Below are 19,446 nucleotides of genomic sequence, written 5' to 3'. Positions count from 1 at the left end.
ATCGGCACCGCAAGACTACGGATTCAGCGTTTCGCGAGGCTTTCCGGGCGGCATTGACACCCGATTCACCAGGCCTAAGATAGTCGCACGTGCCGCCCTCAAGAGGCGGCACGTTTCGTTTTCCGGGCCGGTCGATGGTGCGTTGCGTAATGCACGCTCACACCGTCCGCAACATTCAAGTGACCGTCATGACTAACAGCGCAGCGCCGCATTTGCTCCCCGTTTTCGCCAGGTCCGACCTCGGTTTCGAGCGTGGCGAAGGCTGCTGGCTGATCGCGACCAATGGCGAGCGCTATCTCGATTTCACCTCCGGGGTGGCGGTGAATGCGCTCGGCCATGCCCATCCGGCGCTGGTCGCGGCGTTGCAGGAACAGGCCACGAAGCTCTGGCACATGTCGAACCTGTTCCAGAGCCCGGACGGCGAAAAGCTTGCCGCGCGCCTGTGCAATGAAAGTTTCGCGGACTTCGTGTTCTTCTGCAATTCCGGCGCCGAAGCGCTGGAATGCGTGATCAAGATCGTGCGCCGCTATCACGCCGCGAAGGGCCATCCAGACCGCTATCGCATGATCACCTTCGAAGGCGCCTTCCATGGCCGCACGCTGGCGACGCTGGCCGCGACGGGTTCGGCAAAATATCTCGAAGGTTTCGGCCCACCCATGGAGGGCTTCGACCAGGTCGCGCATGGCGATCTCGAGGCAGTGAAAAAGGCGATCGGTCCGCAGACCGCCGGCATCCTGATCGAGCCGATCCAGGGCGAGGGCGGTGTGCGTTCGGCAACGCCCGCCTTCCTGAGGGCGTTGCGCCAGCTCTGCGACGAGCGCGGCCTGTTGCTCGCCTTCGACGAGGTGCAGACCGGCATGGGCCGCACCGGCGATCTGTTCGCATACCGCCGCCTTGGCGTCGAACCTGACGTGATGTCGCTGGCCAAGGCGCTCGGCGGCGGCTTCCCGATCGGCGCCTGCCTTGCGACCGCGGAAGCGGCGTCCGGCATGACGCCGGGCTCGCACGGCTCGACCTTCGGCGGCAATCCGCTCGCGATCGCGGCGGCGAATACCGTGCTCGACGTCATGCTCAAGCCCGGCTTCTTCGACCACGTGCAGAGGATGTCGCTGCTGCTCAAGCAGAAGCTCGCTTCCGTGATCGACCGTCATGGCGATGTCGTCAGCGAAGTGCGCGGCGAGGGCCTCCTGATCGGCATCAAGGCCGTGGTGCCCTCCGGCGATCTCGTTGCCGCCTTGCGCGACCAAAAACTGCTCACCGTCGGTGCCGGCGACAATGTCGTGCGTTTCCTGCCGCCTTTGATCGTCACCGAAGCCGAGATCGAGGACAGCGTCGGGCGGCTCGAGCGCGCCTGCGCGGCGTTGTCCGGCAACAAGCGGGCGGCAAGCTGATGAGCACGTCGCCCGATAAAACGCCCAAGAAAACACCGAAGCACTTCCTCGATATCAACGAGCTGCCGCTGTCGGAGCTCAAGCGCATGCTGGCCGCGTCCTCCGCGATGAAGGCGAAGCAGAAGGCGCATCAGCCGGTCAGGCCGCTCGAAGGCAAGACGCTGGCGATGATCTTCGAGCGCCCCTCGACGCGGACGCGGGTGTCGTTCGATGTCGCCATGCGCCAGCTCGGCGGCGAGCCGATCATGCTCACCGGCGCCGAGATGCAGCTCGGCCGCGGCGAAACCATCGCCGACACCGCGCGGGTGCTGTCGCGCTATGTCGACGCCATCATGATCCGCATCCTCAATCACGATGCGCTGCTGGAGCTTGCGGCGAACGCCACCGTGCCCGTTATCAACGGCCTGACGCGGCGCTCGCATCCCTGCCAGGTGATGGCCGACCTGATGACCTACGAGGAACATCGCGGCCCGATCGAGGGCAAGACGGTGGCCTGGACCGGCGACGACAACAACGTGCTGGCGTCCTGGGCGCACGCCGCCGAGCGCTTCAAGTTCCAGCTCAATGTCGCGACGCCTCCGGAGCTCGCGCCGAAAAAAGCGATGCGCGACTTCATCAAGGCGACCGGCGCGCCGATCATGCTCGGCACGGATGCCGAAGCCGCCGTGAAGGGCGCCGATTGTGTCGTGACCGACACCTGGGTGTCGATGGGCGACAAGGAAGGCGAGCACCGCCATAACGTGCTCAAGCCCTATCAGGTCAATGCCCAGCTGATGTCGCTGGCCAAGCCCGATGCGCTGTTCATGCACTGCCTGCCCGCCCATCGCGGCGAGGAGGTCACCGACGAGGTGATCGACGGTCCGCAATCCGTCGTGTTCGACGAGGCCGAAAACCGCCTGCACGCGCAGAAGGGCATTCTGGCCTGGTGCTTCGACGCGGTGAAGTAACGCGGGCCGGTGAAGTAGCTTTGGATCGTCGTCCTGGCTTTCGCCAGGACGACACCGAGTTTGCCGTGCTTGCGTACGATCCGTTCTGCATTCCGGATGCAGCCGCCCCCCTTTCAATTCCGCCTTCCGACCCCAGATAAAGCGCCATGGTTTCCCAATCCCCTGACATGAAAACCGGGCCCGAAGGCCCGGTTCGTGCGCCATCCGCGGTTCCGATCGACGACGCCGTGCTGCCCTACGAGGTCGACGCGCTCGACGTGCGCGGTCGCCTGGTGCGGCTTGGTCCGGCGCTCGACGAGATCCTGACCAAGCACGATTATCCGGCGCCGGTCGGCAAGCTGCTCGGCGAGGCCATCGTGCTGACCACGCTGCTCGGCTCGTCGCTGAAGTTCGAGGGCCGCTTCATCCTCCAGGCCCAGACCGACGGTCCGGTGTCGTTCCTGGTTGTGGACTATCAGGCGCCGGATCGCCTGCGCGCCTATGCGCGTTACGACGCCGCGCGCCTCGGCGAAGTCCAGGATTCCGGCACGCATTCCGGCGCGCTGCTGGGCCACGGTCATCTCGCCATGACCATCGACCAGGGCCCCGACATGAGCCGCTACCAGGGCCTGGTCGCGCTCGACGGCGGTAGCCTGGAAGATGCCGCTCACGAATATTTCCTGCGCTCCGAGCAGATCCCGACCCGCGTGCGTCTCGCCGTCGGCGAGGAATGGCGTTCGAACGACGGCGGCAAGCATCGCTGGCGCGCCGGCGGCATGCTGATGCAGTTCCTGCCGAAGGCGCCCGAGCGCGCCCGGCAGGCCGATCTGCATCCCGGCGATGCGCCCGAGGGCGTCGAGGTCCATGCCGTCGCTGAAGACGATGCCTGGGTCGAGGCGCGCTCGCTGATCGAAACCGTCGAAGACGTCGAGCTGATCGATCCCGAGCTGTCCGGCGAGCGGCTGCTCTACCGTCTCTTCCACGAGCGCGGCGTGCGCGTGTTCAATCCGCTGCCCTTGAAGGCGCAATGCTCCTGCTCGCGCGATGCGGTGGCATCGATGCTGAAGAGCTTTTCGTCCGACGACCGTGCCGCAATGGTCAAGGACGACAAGGTCGTCGTGACCTGCGAGTTCTGCAGCTCGGTGTACGAGTTCACACCGGATGAGGCGGGCGTCGAGGACGCGTAGCGCGGTGCCGTAGGGTGGGCAAAGCGAAGCGTGCCCACCATTTCCAGCGCTAGTTCAACACACGCTTGTTGTCCGGGCTGTCCAGCGAGAACGTCGGCACGTCGATCTCGAAGCGTTCGCCGCTTGCGCTGACCATCTGGTAGCGGCCGGTCATGAAGCCCGAGGCGGTCGTGAGCGGCACGCCGGAGGTGTATTCGAAGCGTTCGCCGGGCGCGAGCGTCGGCTGCTCGCCGACGACGCCCTCGCCTTTCACCTCCTGCTGCCGGCCGGTGGCATCGGTGATGATCCAGTGCCGCGTCTTGAGCTGCACGGTCTCATCGCCGGAATTGGTGATGACGATGGTGTAGGCCCAGAAATAACGGGAGCGGTCGGCCGACGACTGCTCCGGAACAAAGTTCGGCTCGACGGTCACTTCGATCTGGCGGGTCACGGCGCGGTACATGATTGCCATCATACCGAAAACCGCCCGGGAACCAAACGCCGGAGGCGGCCTTGGCGACATCGTCCCGCCTGAATTCGCAGGGAAGTACACGTCCAAGTGTAGGTCCAAACGTACTTGCATGTGATCCGGCGGCTTTGCGAGATGACGGCCGGACCGGTACACTCCTTGCCACGTCGCGATTTGCGGAAGGGTTTTTAGGCCCCCGATGACTATTGCCGACCAAGTGACGGGATCGACGATCGCGGGAACCGCTAAACCTGTGGAGGTCAAGTCCGCGGGGGCAAAGCGGCGCGCGGCCGCGCCGGCCATTTCGCTGCCCGCCATCGGCGAGCGCGAGCTCCGGCTCGACCTGTTCCGCGGCCTCGCGCTGTGGCTGATCTTCATCGACCATTTGCCGCCGAGCCTTCTGACCTGGTTCACGATCCGCAATTACGGCTTCAGCGACGCCACCGAGATATTCATCTTCATCTCCGGCTATACCGCCGCCTTCGTCTACGGTCGGGCGATGCTGGAGTCCGGCATCGTCGTCGCCACCGCGCGCATCCTGCGGCGCGTCTGGCAGATCTATGTCGCCCACGTTTTCCTGTTCACGATCTTCCTCGCCGAGATCTCCTATGTCGCGACCAGGTTCGAGAACCCGCTCTACACCGAAGAGATGGGCATCATGGATTTCCTCAAGCAGCCCGATGTCACGATCGTGCAGGCGCTGCTGCTGCGCTTCCGTCCGGTCAACATGGACGTGCTGCCGCTCTACATCGTGCTGATGCTGGCGCTGCCCTTGATCCTGTGGCTGATGAAATGGCGCCCCGACGTGACGCTCGGCCTCTCGGTCGCGCTCTACGCGGTGACCTGGGAATACGACCTCTATCTGTCCGCCTATCCGAACGGCTTCTGGGCCTTCAATCCCTTCGCCTGGCAATTGCTGTTCGTGTTCGGGGCATGGTGCGCGCTCGGAGGTGCGCGACGCATGTCGCGCATTCTGGCTTCGCGGGTGACGATGTGGATCGCGATCGCCTATCTGGTCGCGGCATTCTACGTGACGCTGACCTGGTATGTGCCGCAGCTCTCCCATTTCATGCCGAAGCGGCTCGAGCAGTGGATGTATCCGATCGACAAGGCCGACCTGGACGTGCTGCGCTTCACGCATTTCCTGGCGCTGGCCGCGCTCACCGTACGCGTCCTGCCGCGGGACTGGCCGGGCCTGAAATCGCCATGGCTGCGGCCGCTGATCCTGTGCGGCTCGCATTCCCTGGAGATATTCTGTCTCGGCGTCTTCCTCGCCTTTGCCGGCCATTTCATCCTGGCCGAGGTCTCGGGCGGCCCGGTCATGCATGCGCTAATTAGTCTCTCCGGAATTCTGATCATGTGGGCCATGGCCTGGCTGATTTCGTGGTACAAGCGGGTGGCTGACAAGAGCGGTTCGAAAACCAAAAGCGCCGTCGGCAGCGCCGATATGGCGGGAGGGGGCTGATGAAGGCGAAGGTTTTCCTGAGCCTGATCCTGCTGTGCGGTGGTCTCGCCGCGCCTCCGGCGCGCGCGGACGATGCTGCGCCGGCTGCTTCAGCCGCGCCCGCAGCCTGTGAAGTGCCGTCCTATCTGCTCACGAGCGAAAGCCAGCTTCCCAAGGTCGCCGATGCCGTGAAGGCCGGCAAGCCGCTCGAAATCCTGGTCATCGGCAGTCGCTCGACCACAATTCCGGCTTCCGAGGACGCCTCTTATCCGGCGCGGATGCAGGCCATTCTGAAGGACAAGCTGTCGCCGTCCGAGATAGTCCACGTCTCCGTAGAAATACAGAGCAAGAAAACGGCCGAGGAGGCGGCCGCCAGTTTCGTTAAGCTGATGGAAGCAAAAGCACCTACTTTGGTTATCTGGCAGACCGGGACTGTCGATGCTATCCGAGCCATCGATCCCGATGATTTTCGCGGCGCAGTGACCGGAGGGGTTGTTGCGCTGCAAAAGGCAGGGGCTGACGTCGTCTTGATGAACTTGCAGTACAGTCCGCGTACCGAAACCATGATCTCGGTGCCGCCATACCTCGACAATATGCGGGTGGTGGCGCAGGAGCACGATATTCCGCTGTTCGATCGTTTCGCGATCATGCGGCAGTGGAATGACCAGGGGCAGTTCGACCTGTTCAGCCCGTCGCGCGGGCCTGAGCTGGCGAAGCAGGTCCATGATTGCCTTGGCCGGGCGTTGGCACAGTTCGTGATCGACGCTGCGCATCTGGAGCCGGCCCAGCAGCAAAATTGAGGTCTAGCGTTAATGAGTTCTCTCCGCCCTTTTTGCCTGACGGCATGGCTGGCTGCGCCTGCAGCAGCGGTGCTGCTGTTGCTGAGTCCGGCCTCGCAATCGCACGCGCAGACGCAGGGCGCGCAGGCAACGCCGGCCCCGCAGCAGTCGGCTAATCCGGCTCCCGCTTCACCGTCCCAGACGACCGTCGCAGCGACGTCCCCCGACCAGCGCGGCATCACGGCGCGCGCCATCGACAAGGTGAAGCAGGTCGCGAAATCCGCCGGCGACGTCTTCAGCCGCGTGCCCTGCCTGTCGCCGAAGGGCGGCGCTAAGGCGATGGGCTCGCTGCCGCATGTCGCGGGCAAGCTCGTCGCCGGCCAGCCCGTCGTCATCGTCGCATTCGGCTCGTCCTCGACCGCGGGATTCGGTGCGAGCTCGCCGGAGTTCAACTATCCCAATCGTCTTGCCGCGCAGCTGCACCGGCACTATCCGACAGCCGACATCACCGTCGTCAATGCCGGCGTCGGCGGCGAGGACGCGCCCGAGATGATGAAGCGCCTTCAGAAGGAGGTGATCGACGTGCATCCGGATCTGGTGATCTGGCAGGTCGGCACCAATGCGGTGCTGCGCAATCTCGATCCCGGCGATACCGCCAAGCTCGTCGAGGACGGCATCAGCCGCATCCAGGCTGCCGGCGGCACCGACGTCGTGCTGGTCGATCCGCAGTATTCGCCAGCCGTCAACCAGCGCGCCGAGAGCGCCGGCAAGATGGTGAAGCTGCTCGGCAAGGTCGCTGAGCTCCGTCACGTCGGCATCTTCCCGCGCTTCGAGGTGATGCGCGACTGGCACGAGAAGCAGTCGCTTCCGGTCGAGAGCTTTGTGATCGCCGACGGCCTGCACATGAACGATTGGGGCTACGCCTGCTTCGCCCAGCTCCTCGGCGACGACATCATCCGCTCCGTCGGCCAGATCAAGCTCGGCGTGAACGTGCCCGCGGACGTGCGGACGTACCGGCCGATGTAGCTTGGTGCCGTAGGGTGGGCAAAGGCGCGCTCTTCGCGCGCCGTGCCCACCATCTATCGGCACCGCGATCGTGAAGGGTGGGCACGCTTCGCTTTGCCCACCCTACGATTCCGAGTGTGTGGCTACGCCTTCTCCAGCGCCGCGGTCAGATCCTCGATCAGATCGTCCGCGTGCTCCAGCCCCGCCGAGAAGCGGATGAATCCCTCGCTGATGCCGAGCGCGGCGCGGTCCTCCGGCTTCAGGCGCTGATGCGTCGTCGTTGCCGGATGCGTGACGAGGCTCTTGGCGTCGCCGAGATTGTTCGAGATCTTGGCGAGCTTGAGCTCGTTGAGCACGCGGAACGCCGCCTGCTTGCCGCCCTTGACCTCGAGGCCGACCAGCGTCGAGCCGCCGCGCATCTGCTTCTTCACCAATGCCGCCTGCGGATGATCGGCGCGGCCGGGAAACACCAGCCGCGAAATCTTCGGATGGCTCGCCAGCACGTCCGCGATGCGCGCGGCCGTCTCGGTCTGCGCGCGCACGCGCACGGCGAGCGTCTCCAGGCCCTTGAGCAGCACCCAGGCGTTGAACGGCGAGATCGACGGGCCGGTCTGGCGCATGAAATTGTGGATGTGCTCGGCGATGAACGCCTCCGAGGACAGGATGATGCCGCCGAGACAGCGGCCCTGGCCGTCGATGTGCTTGGTCGCGGAATAGACCACGACGTCGGCGCCGAGCGCGAGCGGGCTCTGCCAGATCGGCGTGGCGAACACGTTGTCGACGACGAGCCGCGCGCCGCCGCTGTGCGCGATCTCGGCAATGCCGGGAATGTCGAGCACGTCGAGCGTCGGATTGGTCGGGCTCTCCAGGAAAAACGTCTTGGTGTTCGGCTTCATGGCGCGCTGCCACTGGTCAAGATCGAGGCCGTCGACCAGCGTGGTCTCGATGCCGTAGCGCGGCAGCAAATCCTGCACGACGTAGAGACACGAGCCGAACAGCGCGCGCGAGGCCACGACGTGATCGCCGGCCTTCAGCGGCGCCAGGATCGCCGTCGTCACCGCGGCCATGCCGGTCGCGGCGGAACGTGCCGCTTCGGCGCCTTCGAGCTCGATCATGCGGCGCTCGAGCATCGCGATGGTCGGATTGGAGTAGCGTGAATAGATGAAGCCGGGGTCCTCGCCCTTGAACCGCGCCTCGCACTCCTCGGCGCTGTTGTAGACGTAGCCCTGGGTCAGGAACAGCGACTCCGAGGTCTCGCCATATTGCGAGCGCAGGGTGCCGGAATGAACCAGGCGAGTTTCGGGACGGTATTGCGCGGTTGGCCCCGGGGACTTCGACATAGGACCTCCTGAAGTGACCATCGAAAATGGCCACAAAAAAACCGGCCTGGAATATTTCCACGGGCCGGGATCACAGAGGTCCCCGGCCTGTTTAGCGACTTATTTAACGTGGCTGCAAGCCGGCCGGCTCAAATCACCACGGGATAAGTCATGCTCATATTCCGCAATGCCCTTTCCGTCAAGACGTCCATCGGATAGCCGTAAAACGCTCATATTTCCCGCATGTCGGGATGTGTTTGATCCCTGATGAGGACCCCGGGTTGACGTTCACGGTCGCCGCCGACGCCAATGGTATCCTGCCCGACCGCATGATCGCGGCGATGGCGGAGGGCGGTCTCATCCTGCCCGCTTACGACTTCGTCGAAAGCCAGATCCAGCCGGCGAGCCTCGATTTGCGTCTCGGCGATATCGCCTATCGCGTTCGCGCCAGCTTCCTGCCTGGTCCCGGCGCCACCGTTGCCGAGCGCATCGACGAATTGAAGCTGCACGAGTTCAGCCTCGCCGACGGCGCGGTGCTGGAGACCAACTGCGTCTACATCGTGCCGCTGCTCGAAAGCCTCGCGCTGCCGCCGGAGATCGTCGCGGCCGCCAACCCGAAAAGCTCGACCGGCCGGCTCGACGTCTTCACCCGCGTGATCGCCGACGGCACCCGCCGCTTCGACATGATCGGTGCCGGCTATCACGGCCCGCTCTATGCCGAGATCAGCCCCAAGACGTTCCCGGTGCTGGTCAGCGAGGGCTCGCGCCTGAGCCAGGTACGCTTCCGCACCGGCGATGCCATCCTCAACATCGACGACCTCGAGGCGCTGCACGCGACCGAACGTCTCGTCGATATCGACGATGCCGATCTCACCGGCGGCGTCGCCGTCTCCGTAGATCTCTCCGGCGAGAAGAGCGGCGGCTTCGTCGGCTACCGCGCCAAGCGCCACACCGGCGTGATCGACGTCGATCGCCGCGCCGGCTATTCCGTCGAGGAGTTCTGGGAGCCGATCTCGGCCCGTCCCGACGGCAGCCTGATCCTCGATCCCGGCGAGTTCTATATCCTGGCGTCGAAAGAGGCGGTGCAGGTGCCGCCCGATTACGCCGCGGAGATGGTGCCGTTCGATCCGCTGGTCGGCGAGTTCCGCGTGCATTATGCCGGATTCTTCGATCCCGGCTTCGGCTATGCCGGCGCCGGCGGGTTGGGGTCGCGCGCCGTGCTCGAAGTGCGCTCGCGCGAGGTGCCGTTCATCCTCGAGCACGGCCAGATCGTCGGCCGCCTCGTCTATGAAAAGATGCTGGCGCGCCCCGACGCCATGTACGGCCAGCGCATCGGCTCAAATTACCAGGCCCAGGGGCTGAAGCTGAGCAAGCATTTCCGGGTGTAGGGATAGGCTCACCTTCCGCTGTCATGCCCCGGCTTGACCGGGGCATCCAGTACGCCGCAGCCTATCGGTTCGATCACATCCGCCTCTGGAATACTGGATCGCCCGATCAAGTCGGGCGATGACACCGAATCTGTGTCAGGATAAGAAGCGAATCCGGGCTACGTCCGAGGTGGCGAAATGACAGATCAATCCGAACTCGACGCAAAAATCCTCGACGACGTCGCAGACGCGCTGATCTATTCGGATCGCTCCGGCACGATCATGCGGTGGAATCGCGCATCGTCCGCACTGTTCGGATTCTCCGCGGACGAAGCGCTGGGTCAGAATCTCGACCTCATCATTCCCGAACATCTGCGTGCCGCGCACTGGAAAGGCTTCGAGGCCGCGCTTGCCAGCGGCGCGATGAAGCTTGCGGGCAAACCGACACTGACCCGCGCGCTGCACAAGGACGGACGCAAGCTCTACATCGAGATGACCTTCGCGCTGGTGCGGGACGCCGCTGGCGTGGTGCAGGGATCGGTGGCGATGGCGCGCGACGTGACCGAGCGCGTCGAGCGCGAGCGTGCCGCCAAAGCTGCGCAAAATTAAGCCTGCGCAAAATTCGCGATGCGGAATTGGCGGCGTGCAGGGCGCCCTGCGTGCGGCTTAGCTTGTCCGTCACCGGATGCAGTGACACACTCGATCAAAACAACGATCGGGAGCGAACATGACCGCCGCATCAGACCCCGCGCAGGAAGCTCAATGGAAACGCTGGCGCGCGGTTGCCGATCTCTATCACGCCTATTTCACCGGCCTGATCCTCACCGTGGTCACGCGTCGCGGCACGGTGGATGCTGCGGAGTTCGTCTTTCGCGTGTTCCGCCGCCAGCAGCAGGAGCGCTTTCTGCCGGGGCTGGAGAAGCTCGGGTTGACCCATCTGCCGCCCGCCGTGGCGGCCGCGCAATATCACTACCTCTCCAACTGGATCGGCGGCGTGCACGTCGAATACATGCATGAGAGCGATCGCAAAGCCTGGATCCGTTATCCGCCGCCGCGCTGGATCTGGAAGGGCACTGCCATCTGCGGCGTGCCGGGCGAAGTCTCGCGCGCGATGCTGCGCGGCTGGCACGCCAACAACGGTGTGGCGCTTGGCGATACCAGATTAGGGTTCGTCTGCACCAAGCAGAGCGTCGACGGCCAGGACGGGCTCGAAGGCTACTATCACCAATATGACCAGCCGCTCGAGCTCGACCAGCGCCTCGTGTTCGCGCGGCATCTCGAAGCGCCGCTGTTCGATGCCGCCGCGGCTCCGGCGTTGCCAGTCGCAAGCTGGCCAAGACCGCGACTGGAAAAAGCCTATCGCAACTATGCGATGGAATATGTGCGCACAGCCGCGCCCGTGATGGTGCAGCTGTTCGGTCCAGAGGATGCCGGCTATCTCCTGCACCTCACGGGCAAGCTGATCGGGATGCAATATTTCGATGAGGTCGCTGCGGCGCTGTCGATGGGCCGCGGCGGTGCGAGCGAATTCGCGACGTTCCTCAACGCGCTGTTGGTCGCGCAGGACGATGTGGCTGAGACGACGCAATCCGAAGGCATGTTCGAAATCCGTCAGCAGAGCTGGAAGTTGATGGACGGCGTCGCCGATGACCACCCTGCCTGCACCAAGGTGCTGGCGGGGTTGTTCGAAGGGCTCGCGGCCGGATGCGGGCGGCACATCGGAGTGCACCTGTCCCCGACATCGCGCGGCCGTCCGCCATTGCTCTGGACGATTGGGTAATGCCGCGCGGGCGTTGGCCTCGTAGTTCGAGACGCCAGCTTCGCGGGCTCCTCACCATGAGGGTCCGACATGTCACCGCGAAACAAGACCTCATCCTGAGGAGCCCGCGAAGCTGGCGTCTCGCAGGATGGCCCCACGGAGACTGAGAGCCGCAATTCCACGGGCTGAAATGCGCTGCCGCAGGGCACGCCTGCACCTAGCGCAGGAGGAATCGCTGCGCATCGTGCTAACAAGCCTGTCGTTGCGCCCTGCGCGCGAACCAATTCATTGGTACACCCAAGCATTGCCGCGCCGCAAATGGCGCTTTCGCCCGGAGAGGACATGTCAGACATCGCCGAAATCCCGGTCGATGAACAAGAGCGTCCGCTGCCGCCGCCCCCGCGCCCTGTGAGGAGCGCGCTGATGGACGGGCCGATCCTGCGCACGCTGCTCGGACTGGCCTGGCCCAACGTCGTCGCGCTCTCAGCCGGCACTTGCACGGTGATTGCGGAGACCTCCTATATCGGACGTCTTGGTGTGGAAGCGCTGGCCGCGATGGCGCTGGTGTTTCCGACAGTGATCCTGACCATGACCATGTCGGGCGGTGCGATGGGCGGCGCGGTGGCCTCCGCCATCGCGCGCGCGCTCGGCGCCGGCGATCGCGAGCGTGCCGGGACGCTCGCCGCGCACGCGCTGCTGATCGGAATCAGCTTCGGCCTCGTCTTCATGCTGGGCATGCTGATCTTCGGACCGCGCGTTCTGGAAATGCTCGGTGGCCGCGGCGACGTGCTGACGCATGCGATCGCCTACACCCAGGTGTTTTTCGGCGGCGCCGTGCTGCCCTGGCTACTCAACACCATGGCCGGAATCCTCCGCGGCACCGGCAACATGAAGCTGCCGTCGCTGTTGATCCTCAATTCTGCGGCCTGGCAGATCGTGCTTGGCGGCACGCTCGGCCTCGGGCTCGGTCCGGTGCCGCAATTCGGTATGCGCGGCGTCGCCGCCGGCGCGCTGATTGCCTATTGCATGAACATCGGCGTGATGGGCTGGTACCTGTTCTCCGGCCGCGCCCGCGTGACGCCGAAACTGCGCGGACTTCGGATCCAATGGGCGATGTTTTTCGACATCCTCAAGGTCGGCGCCATCGCCTGCTTCTCGCCGCTGCAATCGGTGCTGACGATCTCGATCTTCACCCACATGCTTGCGAAATTCGGCACCGCGATCCTCGCCGGCTACGGCATCGGTGCGCGGCTGGAATTCCTGCTGACCTCGATCGCGTTCTCGTTCGGCATCGCCTCGGTGCCGATGATCGGCATGGCGGTCGGCGCCGGTCGCATCCCCCGCGCGCGGCGCATCGCCTGGATCGCGGCGGCGAGTGCCTTCGTTGCCGTCGGTGCACCGGCGTGCCTGGTTGCGATCTTCCCCGATCTCTGGGTCAACATCTTCACCGACAGCGCGACCGTGCGCGCCACCAGCCATCAATATTTGTCGACGGTGGCGCCGTTCTACGCCTTCATCGGCCTTGCCTCGACGATGTATTTCTCGTCGCAGGGCGCTGCCAAGGTAATCGGCCCGGTGCTGGCGCAGACCGCGCGGCTGATCTACATCTCGGCGGTCGGCTGGTGGCTGTCGACGCACGATGCCACCGCGCAAAGCTTCTTCTGGCTGGCGGCGAGCTCGATGGTCGTGCTCGGCCTGCTCTCGTCCTCCAGCGTGGTGCTGACGCGCTGGGGACCCCGCCAAACCAAACCTGCGATCAGGCCGGCTCTGTCGGCCGCTGCGGACTAGCGGTGCCTGTGGCGGCGATGGCCGCCACCGCCGCCGACATTGGCGAGCCGCATCAGTTGCGGAATCATCGCCATCATGTCGCCGCCACCGGCGCCGCCGAGCATGCCCATGATATCGCCGCCGCCCATGCCGCTCATTCCAGTCGGCATATATCCGCCTCCGCCCATCGGTGCGTAGCCGCCGTAATTGGGCGCCCCGAAACCGCCGCCGAGATTGCCGCCCCCGAGGCCGCCAATTCCGCCGCCGCCATTCTCCATCATGCGGCTCATCATTGGGCCCATGGTCTGCATCATCATGCCGAAGCGGCGCTTGCCCATCTTGGCCTTCATCATCTCCAGCATCGGCGCCATCTGGGTCATCATGTCCTCGCCGCCGGCACCGCCGCTGCCGAGGAATTGCGCCTTTGCCGGCGCGCTCGAAATCGAAAACATCAGCAGCACGGCGGCCGCCTGGCAGATCACCTTGTCCGCACCTCTCATGGCCTGCTCCTCGCGTGCGTGGCGCCGCCGGGAGAGCGGAGCCAACCGGGCGCACGCCGCCATGGTTATTGCGGACAAGGGCTGGGCTCTGTGAGAAAGATCACGCAGCCGCGACCGGGAACGCTCGGTGTATGGCGGCGACAGCGTCCTTGGTCTGTCCCTGCACATAGGGCGCGAGCTCATTCGGCAGCATGTCGATGATCCAGACCAGGCGGCTTCTCGCCTCGCCCTCGGCGATCACCTGCACCGAGGCGCTGTAATGCTTCAGCCGCTCGTTGTTGATCGCGTAGACCAGCCGCTGCCGCGCATCGTCGCAATCGACCAGCACCTCGCGCGCCACCGATCCATTGGCGAAGGTGACGACGCGCGCGTCGCCGTCGAGCGCGCAGGCCGTGACGAAGCCCGGCGCCAGCCGCCGATGCAGCGCGCCGAAATCACGCACCGCATCCCAGACGTCGCGCGCCGGGGCGTTGAGGGGAATGTCGTTGTGGATGGAGGCCATTGTTGAATCCTGGTTGAGTCCTGTGATGTAGAGAAGCGAGCGATAGCGCCGTCATCTCAGCTGTCATCGCTCGACTTGATCGGGCGATCCAGTATTCCAGAGGCCGCTGTGATGAATCGAGAAGCTGCGGCGTACTGGATGCCCCGGTCAAGCCGGGGCATGACAATGTGTGTGGTGAGGCCTGCCGTACTCACGTGCAAACCGCCTCGACATTGTTGCCATCGGGATCGATCAAAAACGCCGCGTAGTAAGTCGGGCTGTAATCCTTGCGCGGGCCGGCGCCGCCATTGTCGCGACCGCCGCTCTTCAGGCCCTCGCTATGGAATGCCTTGACCGAATCATGATCCCCAGCGCGAAACGCGATATGCGCGCCATCGGCTTTCCGCCCCTTGTTCAGGTGCAGCCACAGCGCCGGCGCGCCCTGCGGTCCGAAGCCGGCATAACCGTCGCCGCTTGAGCACAGGACATAACCGAGCGGCGCCAGCACTGCGGTGTAGAAGCGCGTTGCGGCGTCGAGGTCGGCAACGCGCAATCCGATATGGTCGTACATGGTCGTCTCCATTGCCAAAGCGCGCCGCAATCGGCGCGCGCCGGAGACGAACCTAGTCAGTTGAGGGCGAGCTGCTCTTGGAGAATCTTGCGCTCTCCCTTCGAGGCCTGACGGAACTTGGTCGGCGAGACGCCGGCGGCGCGGTGGAAGGTGCGGACGAAGTTGGAGAGATCGCCGAAGCCGACGTCATAGGCGATGTCAGTGACTGCGATGTCGTCGTCGGTCAGCAGCCGCGCCGCATGCCGCAGGCGCGAGCGCACTAGATATTGATGCGGGGTGACGCCGAGCACGGCCGAGAACAGCCGCAGGAAATGGAACGGGCTGAGCCCTGCCTGCCGCGCCGCCTGTTCGAGGTCGACTTCGGCATGCGAATTGGCGTCGATCCACAGCGCGGCTTCCACGGCACGGCGGCGGTCGCGCGCGGTCGGCGTCGTCGGCTTGCGCGCCTTGCCCGAGACGACATCGACGAAACGGCCGGCGAGGATCTGGCCGACCTCGTCGAGACCGAGGTCGCTGTTGCCATCTGCCGCCGTCTGGGCGAGCTCGCCCAGCACCATCAGCTCGGGCAGCGGCGGCGTTGCGCCGACCTGCCAGACGTCTCGCCGGCCGCCGAGCGCGTCGACCAGATCCTCGCCGAGGAAAAAGGACAGGCAGACGTCGCCGGCGACATGCTCATGCGTGCAGGTGTATTCCTCGCCCGGCGCACCGACCAGCATCGAGCCCGCGACCAGATCGAAGAAGCCGGCGCGGCAATGACAGCCAAAGCTTCCGGCGCGGACATAGGCAATGGAATGGCCGGTGCGACACTCCGCAAACGGGCTGTCGTCCGGTCCCGCGTCGCAGCGAAACTCGGAGACGGTCATCGAGGGGGTCGTCAGCAGCGTGGTTGCATCCATCCCGCCTATCTAGGTGGAGGGCCTCGGCGGGGCAACGGGCAGCAGCACGTCGAACAGCGTCTTGCTGGCGATCGGATGGGCGCCCTCCAGCGACAGCAGCCGCCGCTTGGAGATCACCCCGCCATAGGGCGAAAGCCGGTCGGTGTAATTGCCGGCCTCCAGCACCCGGTGGCAGGGCACGATCAGCATATAGGGATTTTTCGCGATCGCCTGGGCCACCGAATGCGCGGCGCCGGAGGCGCCCAGCGCCTTAGCGATCTCGTGGTAGGTGCGCGTCTCCCCGCGCGGAATGGCGCAGGCGGCTTCATAGACCCGCCGGTTGAAGCCGGGCACCCCGCTCGCGTCCAGGCTGACCTCGGAAAAATCAGCATCGCTGCCTTGCAGCAAGCCCACGATGCCATCGATTGCGAACGCGGCGTTCGCGGAAGGCCGCTGCTCGCGCGCCTCGGGATGGACCTGGAAAATCCGGCGGCGGGTGTCGATCTCCCGCGCCTCCGGCAATTGCACGGCGACGATACCGGTGCTGCTCCAGATGATGCCGCAGCGCCCTATGGTCGTGTCGAATATCGCGTAGCCACGCCCCACCATGCACACGCCCCACTCAGTGCACGTCTCCCCAGACAGGCGATCATAACACCGCCACAATCCGGCGCACCCAAAATCTTACCGGAAACTTAAGAAGGGTCAGGCGGCCTGCGCCAAAGCGCTTGGCGAGATGCGCCGTCTCGGCTAATCAGAGCGGGCGCAGGCTGCGCATCCGCGGGCGTAGTTCAATGGTAGAACGGCAGCTTCCCAAGCTGCATACGAGGGTTCGATTCCCTTCGCCCGCTCCATCCTTTAGTTCGGCAGGCTCCGCAGAAATTCCACGATCGCCGCGTTCACCTCCGCCGGCCGTTCCTGCTGCGTCCAGTGTCCGCACCCAGGTAGCATCTTGATCCCGCGCAGTTGCGGCACCCATTGCTTCATGTTGGCAACGTGCTCGGCGGCGCCGGGGAAGGCCATGACCATGTCGTGGTCGCCGGCGATGAAGAGCGAGGGCACGACCCCTTGACGCCCTCGAAGGCGCCCATCAGCTCCCAGTTGCGATCGATGTTGCGATAGTAATTGAGCGGTCCGCGAAACCCACTGTGGGCAAATTCGGCACCGTAATAGTCGAGGTCCGCGCTACTTAGCCATGACGGCAGCGGCACCTGCACCTTCGGCAGCAGGCCGTCTTTGCGAGAGACCATGCCGACACCGGCGGTCCGCCCTTGACGCTCGGCATTGGCGCGGATCACCGCCGCGCCCTCGCCGGAACCGCCATAGAGCATCGCGCCGAGCGTTGCACGCGGATCTCTTTCGAATTCTGCTTCGGCGACACCCGGCTCCTGGAAATACAGTTGATAGAACTGCGCGTCAGACGTCTGTGGCATTACACTCGTCGGCGGCACCGGACCGCGCGGTCGATAGGGCACGCTGAGAATGGCGGCGGCGCGGAAGCGATCGGGCCGCAGGCGCGCGGTGTGCCAGGCGATCGTCGCGCCCCAGTCGTGCCCGACGATGACAGCGTCCTTCGCTTCGAAAGCGTCGAGCACGCCGACGAGGTCGCCGACCATGTGGAGGATCGTGTACTGGTCGATCGCTTCAGGCCGGTCGCTCTTGCCGTAGCCGCGCATGTCGGGCGCGACAGCGTGGTAGCCGGCCGCGGCCAGCGCCGCGAGTTGGTGACGCCAGGAATACCAGCTTTCCGGAAAGCCGTGGCAGAGTAGCACCAGCGGCCCTTCGCCCTGTTCGGCGACGTTGAGGCTGATGCCGTTTGCCTTGATGATCCGTTGCGTCGGTCCGTTCATGCCACACCTCCCGCTGCATCGTGATTGCGCCCATCCTAGACGTTGCTGCCCGGCGCGCAAAGATTCCAATATATTAGCCCCTCGATCCCGGCATACGCCGCTGCTCCGGCCTAATCTTCTCGTCCGGCGGATGCGGTCCCTGCGACGGGCAACGTTTGGATCAGAGATCATGGACCAGCAAAAGCTCGACCGCGCGATCGGTCGCCGATTGAAGACGGTGCGGACGCAGGCCGGAATGACGCTGAATGAGCTTGCCACGCGCTCCGGCGTCAGCCGGGCCATGATCGGGCGGGTGGAGCGGGCGCAGAGCAGTGCGACGGCGTCGCTGCTCAACAAGCTCTGCGCGGCGCTCGATGTGTCCTTGAGCGACGTCGTCGCGCTCGCCGAGAAGCCGCCGGAGCGGCTGGTGCGGCTCGCCGACCAACCGCACTGGCGCGATCCCGACAGCGGCTATCGCCGCCGCCACGCCTCGCCGGCGGACGCGGCGAGCGGCATCGAGGTTATCGTCGTCGATTTGCCGGCCGGCGCGCGGGTGCCGTACAGCCCCTGGGGGCGCAACGCCTTCACCCAGCAGCTGCTGATGCTGGAGGGCGCGATCGCCGTGCACATCGACGCCAAGGCGGTTCGCCTGCGCGAAGGCGACTGTCTCGACTTCGACGTGATGCGCGCGGTGATCTTCGAGAACGAGACCAGACAGGACGCGCGCTACGTCATCATCACGCGCCGCGGCGCGTCCTACGGCAAGATGTGAGGCCCTGACGATGCAGATCCGCACCGGCGACACCTTTGATCCGCGCGTCATCGCGCTGCTCGACCATCACGTTGCGGCGGCGCGAGCACAGACCGCGCCGGGCAGTGCGCATGCGCTTGATCTCGCTGGGCTTCGTGCCCCGGAAGTCGCGTTCTGGACCGGCTGGGACGGCGACACGCTGGTCGCCACCGGTGCGCTGAAGTCGCTGTCGGGAGCGCATGGCGAGGTGAAGTCGATGCACACGCTCCAGACCACGCGGCGGCGCGGCTTTGGCGGTGAGATGCTCCGCCACATCATCACGGAAGCCCGCGCGCGCGGCATGGCGCGGCTCAGCCTCGAAACCGGCTCCTGGGACTATTTCAAGCCGGCGCACGCGCTCTACCGGGCGCATGGCTTTGTCCTCTGCGGCCCGTTCCAGGGCTATGTCGAGGATCCCAACAGCCTGTTCCTGACCCTGGATCTGTCGGCGAGCCGATAGCTCAGGAGCGCGTCTCCTCGATCCTGTCGAGCACGCGCTCGGGGGCGATGTCCCGGCTTGCCTCCTCCAGATCGCGCTTCGAATCGGGCTGGACGTCGAGCCGCTCGGCGATCTGCGTGAGCAGGCGGGCAACCTTGGTCAATTCGTGCTCGGCGAGAAGGCTGATCTGGAGATCGAGATCGGCGCGCTTGTCCGCTGCTGCGCTCATGCGGTTCTGCGAGATCAGCACGAATGTCGACAGGAAGATCGCCTCGACCGAAGCAATCATCGCCAGCACCACGAAGCTCTCGTCCCAGGCCGGGATTCCCGGCAGCCAGTGCAGATTGGCGATGATCCAGAAGCCGAACACCGCGACATGGAAATAGACGAACGCCATGCTGCCGGTGAACGCCGTGATCGCATCGGCAAGTTTTTCCTGACCCCTGGCACCGCGCTGCTCGCGGCGGCGGCGCTCGACCAGGGCCTGGATGTTGCGCTCGAGCGTCGGGCTCAATCCCTCACCGGGATCATGGGTGATATCGTTATGCACGGGGCAGCAACGGCGGACG

Annotated in this window: 20 protein-coding genes, 1 tRNA gene, 1 pseudogene and 1 riboswitch; of the genes and pseudogenes, 13 read left to right on the top strand and 9 right to left on the bottom strand. The window is 65.1% G+C overall.

Annotated elements, in window-relative coordinates; all coding sequences use genetic code 11:
* Positions 1 to 188: 188 nt before the first annotated feature.
* From ABIB91_RS16030 to ABIB91_RS16020, 3 genes are all read left to right on the top strand, one after another.
* The gene (locus tag ABIB91_RS16030) at positions 189 to 1,391 is read left to right on the top strand and encodes an aspartate aminotransferase family protein (RefSeq protein ID WP_354162281.1); all 1,203 of its coding nucleotides are present in this window, start codon (positions 189 to 191) and stop codon (positions 1,389 to 1,391) included.
* Entirely contained in the window at positions 1,391 to 2,338 is a 948-nt protein-coding gene (argF, locus tag ABIB91_RS16025) for an ornithine carbamoyltransferase (protein ID WP_007597866.1), read from the top strand. Before ABIB91_RS16030 ends, argF begins: the two co-directional genes overlap by 1 nt.
* Positions 2,339 to 2,484: 146 nt before the next feature.
* Positions 2,485 to 3,504, top strand: a complete 1,020-nt coding sequence (locus ABIB91_RS16020) for an Hsp33 family molecular chaperone (protein ID WP_354162285.1) — start codon at positions 2,485 to 2,487, stop codon at positions 3,502 to 3,504.
* A gap of 49 nt (positions 3,505 to 3,553) precedes the next feature.
* On the opposite strand, the gene apaG is transcribed toward ABIB91_RS16020, so the two are convergent.
* Positions 3,554 to 3,958: a Co2+/Mg2+ efflux facilitator ApaG/CorD gene (gene apaG, locus ABIB91_RS16015; RefSeq protein WP_088941063.1), complete on the bottom strand. Its 405-nt coding sequence runs from the start codon at positions 3,956 to 3,958 to the stop codon at positions 3,554 to 3,556.
* A 193-nt stretch (positions 3,959 to 4,151) separates the two neighbouring features.
* On the opposite strand from apaG, the gene ABIB91_RS16010 reads away from it, so the two are divergent.
* Genes ABIB91_RS16010 through ABIB91_RS16000 form a run of 3 tightly spaced genes read left to right on the top strand, consistent with a single transcriptional unit; the run spans position 4,152 to position 7,201 of the window.
* Positions 4,152 to 5,417 (top strand): OpgC domain-containing protein, encoded by a 1,266-nt coding sequence (locus ABIB91_RS16010; protein WP_007597863.1) that lies wholly within the window; start codon positions 4,152 to 4,154, stop codon positions 5,415 to 5,417.
* Positions 5,417 to 6,196: an SGNH/GDSL hydrolase family protein gene (locus ABIB91_RS16005; protein WP_007597862.1), complete on the top strand. Its 780-nt coding sequence runs from the start codon at positions 5,417 to 5,419 to the stop codon at positions 6,194 to 6,196. Before ABIB91_RS16010 ends, ABIB91_RS16005 begins: the two co-directional genes overlap by 1 nt.
* 12 nt (positions 6,197 to 6,208) lie before the next feature.
* Positions 6,209 to 7,201, top strand: a complete 993-nt coding sequence (locus tag ABIB91_RS16000; RefSeq protein WP_219679062.1) for an SGNH/GDSL hydrolase family protein — start codon at positions 6,209 to 6,211, stop codon at positions 7,199 to 7,201.
* A gap of 122 nt (positions 7,202 to 7,323) precedes the next feature.
* Here the strand turns inward: ABIB91_RS16000 and ABIB91_RS15995 are convergent, their stop codons facing one another.
* Positions 7,324 to 8,520, bottom strand: a complete 1,197-nt coding sequence (locus ABIB91_RS15995) for an O-succinylhomoserine sulfhydrylase (protein ID WP_354162290.1) — start codon at positions 8,518 to 8,520, stop codon at positions 7,324 to 7,326.
* A 70-nt stretch (positions 8,521 to 8,590) separates the two neighbouring features.
* Positions 8,591 to 8,670: riboswitch (SAM riboswitch) on the bottom strand.
* 80 nt (positions 8,671 to 8,750) lie between these two features.
* On the opposite strand from ABIB91_RS15995, the gene ABIB91_RS15990 reads away from it, so the two are divergent.
* From ABIB91_RS15990 to ABIB91_RS15975, 4 genes are all read left to right on the top strand, one after another.
* A complete protein-coding gene (locus ABIB91_RS15990; protein WP_155809444.1) occupies positions 8,751 to 9,887 on the top strand; it encodes a 2'-deoxycytidine 5'-triphosphate deaminase in 1,137 nt (378 codons plus the stop codon).
* A gap of 177 nt (positions 9,888 to 10,064) precedes the next feature.
* A complete protein-coding gene (locus tag ABIB91_RS15985; protein ID WP_354127010.1) occupies positions 10,065 to 10,475 on the top strand; it encodes a PAS domain-containing protein in 411 nt (136 codons plus the stop codon).
* A 118-nt stretch (positions 10,476 to 10,593) separates the two neighbouring features.
* Positions 10,594 to 11,646 (top strand): hypothetical protein, encoded by a 1,053-nt coding sequence (locus tag ABIB91_RS15980; protein WP_354162294.1) that lies wholly within the window; start codon positions 10,594 to 10,596, stop codon positions 11,644 to 11,646.
* Between the two features lie 321 nt (positions 11,647 to 11,967).
* Positions 11,968 to 13,413 (top strand): MATE family efflux transporter, encoded by a 1,446-nt coding sequence (locus ABIB91_RS15975; protein ID WP_354162296.1) that lies wholly within the window; start codon positions 11,968 to 11,970, stop codon positions 13,411 to 13,413.
* On the opposite strand, the gene ABIB91_RS15970 is transcribed toward ABIB91_RS15975, so the two are convergent.
* The 5 genes from ABIB91_RS15970 to ABIB91_RS15950 form a co-directional block, all read right to left on the bottom strand.
* Positions 13,410 to 13,892: a hypothetical protein gene (locus tag ABIB91_RS15970; RefSeq protein WP_354162298.1), complete on the bottom strand. Its 483-nt coding sequence runs from the start codon at positions 13,890 to 13,892 to the stop codon at positions 13,410 to 13,412. The genes ABIB91_RS15975 and ABIB91_RS15970 overlap by 4 nt on opposite strands.
* 100 nt (positions 13,893 to 13,992) lie before the next feature.
* Positions 13,993 to 14,394 carry an SRPBCC family protein gene (locus ABIB91_RS15965; protein WP_354162301.1) on the bottom strand — a complete coding sequence of 134 codons (402 nt, stop codon included), beginning with the start codon at positions 14,392 to 14,394 and terminating at the stop codon, positions 13,993 to 13,995.
* Positions 14,395 to 14,584: 190 nt separating this feature from the next.
* Positions 14,585 to 14,944 carry a VOC family protein gene (locus ABIB91_RS15960; RefSeq protein WP_007597847.1) on the bottom strand — a complete coding sequence of 120 codons (360 nt, stop codon included), beginning with the start codon at positions 14,942 to 14,944 and terminating at the stop codon, positions 14,585 to 14,587.
* Between the two features lie 56 nt (positions 14,945 to 15,000).
* The gene (locus ABIB91_RS15955; RefSeq protein WP_219679077.1) at positions 15,001 to 15,840 is read right to left on the bottom strand and encodes a helix-turn-helix transcriptional regulator; all 840 of its coding nucleotides are present in this window, start codon (positions 15,838 to 15,840) and stop codon (positions 15,001 to 15,003) included.
* 9 nt (positions 15,841 to 15,849) lie between these two features.
* The gene (locus ABIB91_RS15950; RefSeq protein ID WP_354162305.1) at positions 15,850 to 16,428 is read right to left on the bottom strand and encodes a methylated-DNA--[protein]-cysteine S-methyltransferase; all 579 of its coding nucleotides are present in this window, start codon (positions 16,426 to 16,428) and stop codon (positions 15,850 to 15,852) included.
* A gap of 171 nt (positions 16,429 to 16,599) precedes the next feature.
* Here ABIB91_RS15950 and ABIB91_RS15945 point away from each other — a divergent pair.
* A tRNA-Gly gene (locus tag ABIB91_RS15945) sits at positions 16,600 to 16,673 on the top strand.
* Between the two features lie 4 nt (positions 16,674 to 16,677).
* Here ABIB91_RS15945 and ABIB91_RS15940 read toward each other — a convergent pair.
* Positions 16,678 to 17,669: pseudogene (locus ABIB91_RS15940) on the bottom strand (alpha/beta fold hydrolase).
* A gap of 169 nt (positions 17,670 to 17,838) precedes the next feature.
* Here ABIB91_RS15940 and ABIB91_RS15935 point away from each other — a divergent pair.
* Complete coding sequence (locus tag ABIB91_RS15935) at positions 17,839 to 18,420, top strand: helix-turn-helix domain-containing protein (protein ID WP_354162308.1); 582 nt, start codon at positions 17,839 to 17,841, stop codon at positions 18,418 to 18,420.
* Between the two features lie 10 nt (positions 18,421 to 18,430).
* On the top strand, positions 18,431 to 18,898 hold the full coding sequence (locus ABIB91_RS15930; RefSeq protein WP_354162311.1) for a GNAT family N-acetyltransferase: 468 nt from the start codon (positions 18,431 to 18,433) through the stop codon (positions 18,896 to 18,898).
* A gap of 1 nt (position 18,899) precedes the next feature.
* Here the strand turns inward: ABIB91_RS15930 and ABIB91_RS15925 are convergent, their stop codons facing one another.
* Positions 18,900 to 19,427: a DUF1003 domain-containing protein gene (locus tag ABIB91_RS15925; RefSeq protein WP_354162314.1), complete on the bottom strand. Its 528-nt coding sequence runs from the start codon at positions 19,425 to 19,427 to the stop codon at positions 18,900 to 18,902.
* Between the last annotated feature and the right edge of the window lie 19 nt (positions 19,428 to 19,446).

It is taken from the genome of Bradyrhizobium sp. JR4.3 (assembly GCF_040547695.1).
In the GTDB taxonomy this organism is placed as follows: domain Bacteria; phylum Pseudomonadota; class Alphaproteobacteria; order Rhizobiales; family Xanthobacteraceae; genus Bradyrhizobium; species Bradyrhizobium canariense.
This window is presented reverse-complemented; position numbering and strand designations above follow the sequence as displayed.

Coding starts and splice junctions, on each gene's coding strand:
- ABIB91_RS16030 (WP_354162281.1), top strand. CDS start 189: ATGACTAACAGCGCAGCGCCGCATTTGCTCCCCGTTTTCGCCAGGTCC.
- argF (WP_007597866.1), top strand. CDS start 1,391: ATGAGCACGTCGCCCGATAAAACGCCCAAGAAAACACCGAAGCACTTC.
- ABIB91_RS16020 (WP_354162285.1), top strand. CDS start 2,485: ATGGTTTCCCAATCCCCTGACATGAAAACCGGGCCCGAAGGCCCGGTT.
- apaG (WP_088941063.1), bottom strand. CDS start 3,958: ATGATGGCAATCATGTACCGCGCCGTGACCCGCCAGATCGAAGTGACC.
- ABIB91_RS16010 (WP_007597863.1), top strand. CDS start 4,152: ATGACTATTGCCGACCAAGTGACGGGATCGACGATCGCGGGAACCGCT.
- ABIB91_RS16005 (WP_007597862.1), top strand. CDS start 5,417: ATGAAGGCGAAGGTTTTCCTGAGCCTGATCCTGCTGTGCGGTGGTCTC.
- ABIB91_RS16000 (WP_219679062.1), top strand. CDS start 6,209: ATGAGTTCTCTCCGCCCTTTTTGCCTGACGGCATGGCTGGCTGCGCCT.
- ABIB91_RS15995 (WP_354162290.1), bottom strand. CDS start 8,520: ATGTCGAAGTCCCCGGGGCCAACCGCGCAATACCGTCCCGAAACTCGC.
- ABIB91_RS15990 (WP_155809444.1), top strand. CDS start 8,751: ATGTGTTTGATCCCTGATGAGGACCCCGGGTTGACGTTCACGGTCGCC.
- ABIB91_RS15985 (WP_354127010.1), top strand. CDS start 10,065: ATGACAGATCAATCCGAACTCGACGCAAAAATCCTCGACGACGTCGCA.
- ABIB91_RS15980 (WP_354162294.1), top strand. CDS start 10,594: ATGACCGCCGCATCAGACCCCGCGCAGGAAGCTCAATGGAAACGCTGG.
- ABIB91_RS15975 (WP_354162296.1), top strand. CDS start 11,968: ATGTCAGACATCGCCGAAATCCCGGTCGATGAACAAGAGCGTCCGCTG.
- ABIB91_RS15970 (WP_354162298.1), bottom strand. CDS start 13,892: ATGAGAGGTGCGGACAAGGTGATCTGCCAGGCGGCCGCCGTGCTGCTG.
- ABIB91_RS15965 (WP_354162301.1), bottom strand. CDS start 14,394: ATGGCCTCCATCCACAACGACATTCCCCTCAACGCCCCGGCGCGCGAC.
- ABIB91_RS15960 (WP_007597847.1), bottom strand. CDS start 14,944: ATGTACGACCATATCGGATTGCGCGTTGCCGACCTCGACGCCGCAACG.
- ABIB91_RS15955 (WP_219679077.1), bottom strand. CDS start 15,840: ATGGATGCAACCACGCTGCTGACGACCCCCTCGATGACCGTCTCCGAG.
- ABIB91_RS15950 (WP_354162305.1), bottom strand. CDS start 16,428: ATGGTGGGGCGTGGCTACGCGATATTCGACACGACCATAGGGCGCTGC.
- ABIB91_RS15935 (WP_354162308.1), top strand. CDS start 17,839: ATGGACCAGCAAAAGCTCGACCGCGCGATCGGTCGCCGATTGAAGACG.
- ABIB91_RS15930 (WP_354162311.1), top strand. CDS start 18,431: ATGCAGATCCGCACCGGCGACACCTTTGATCCGCGCGTCATCGCGCTG.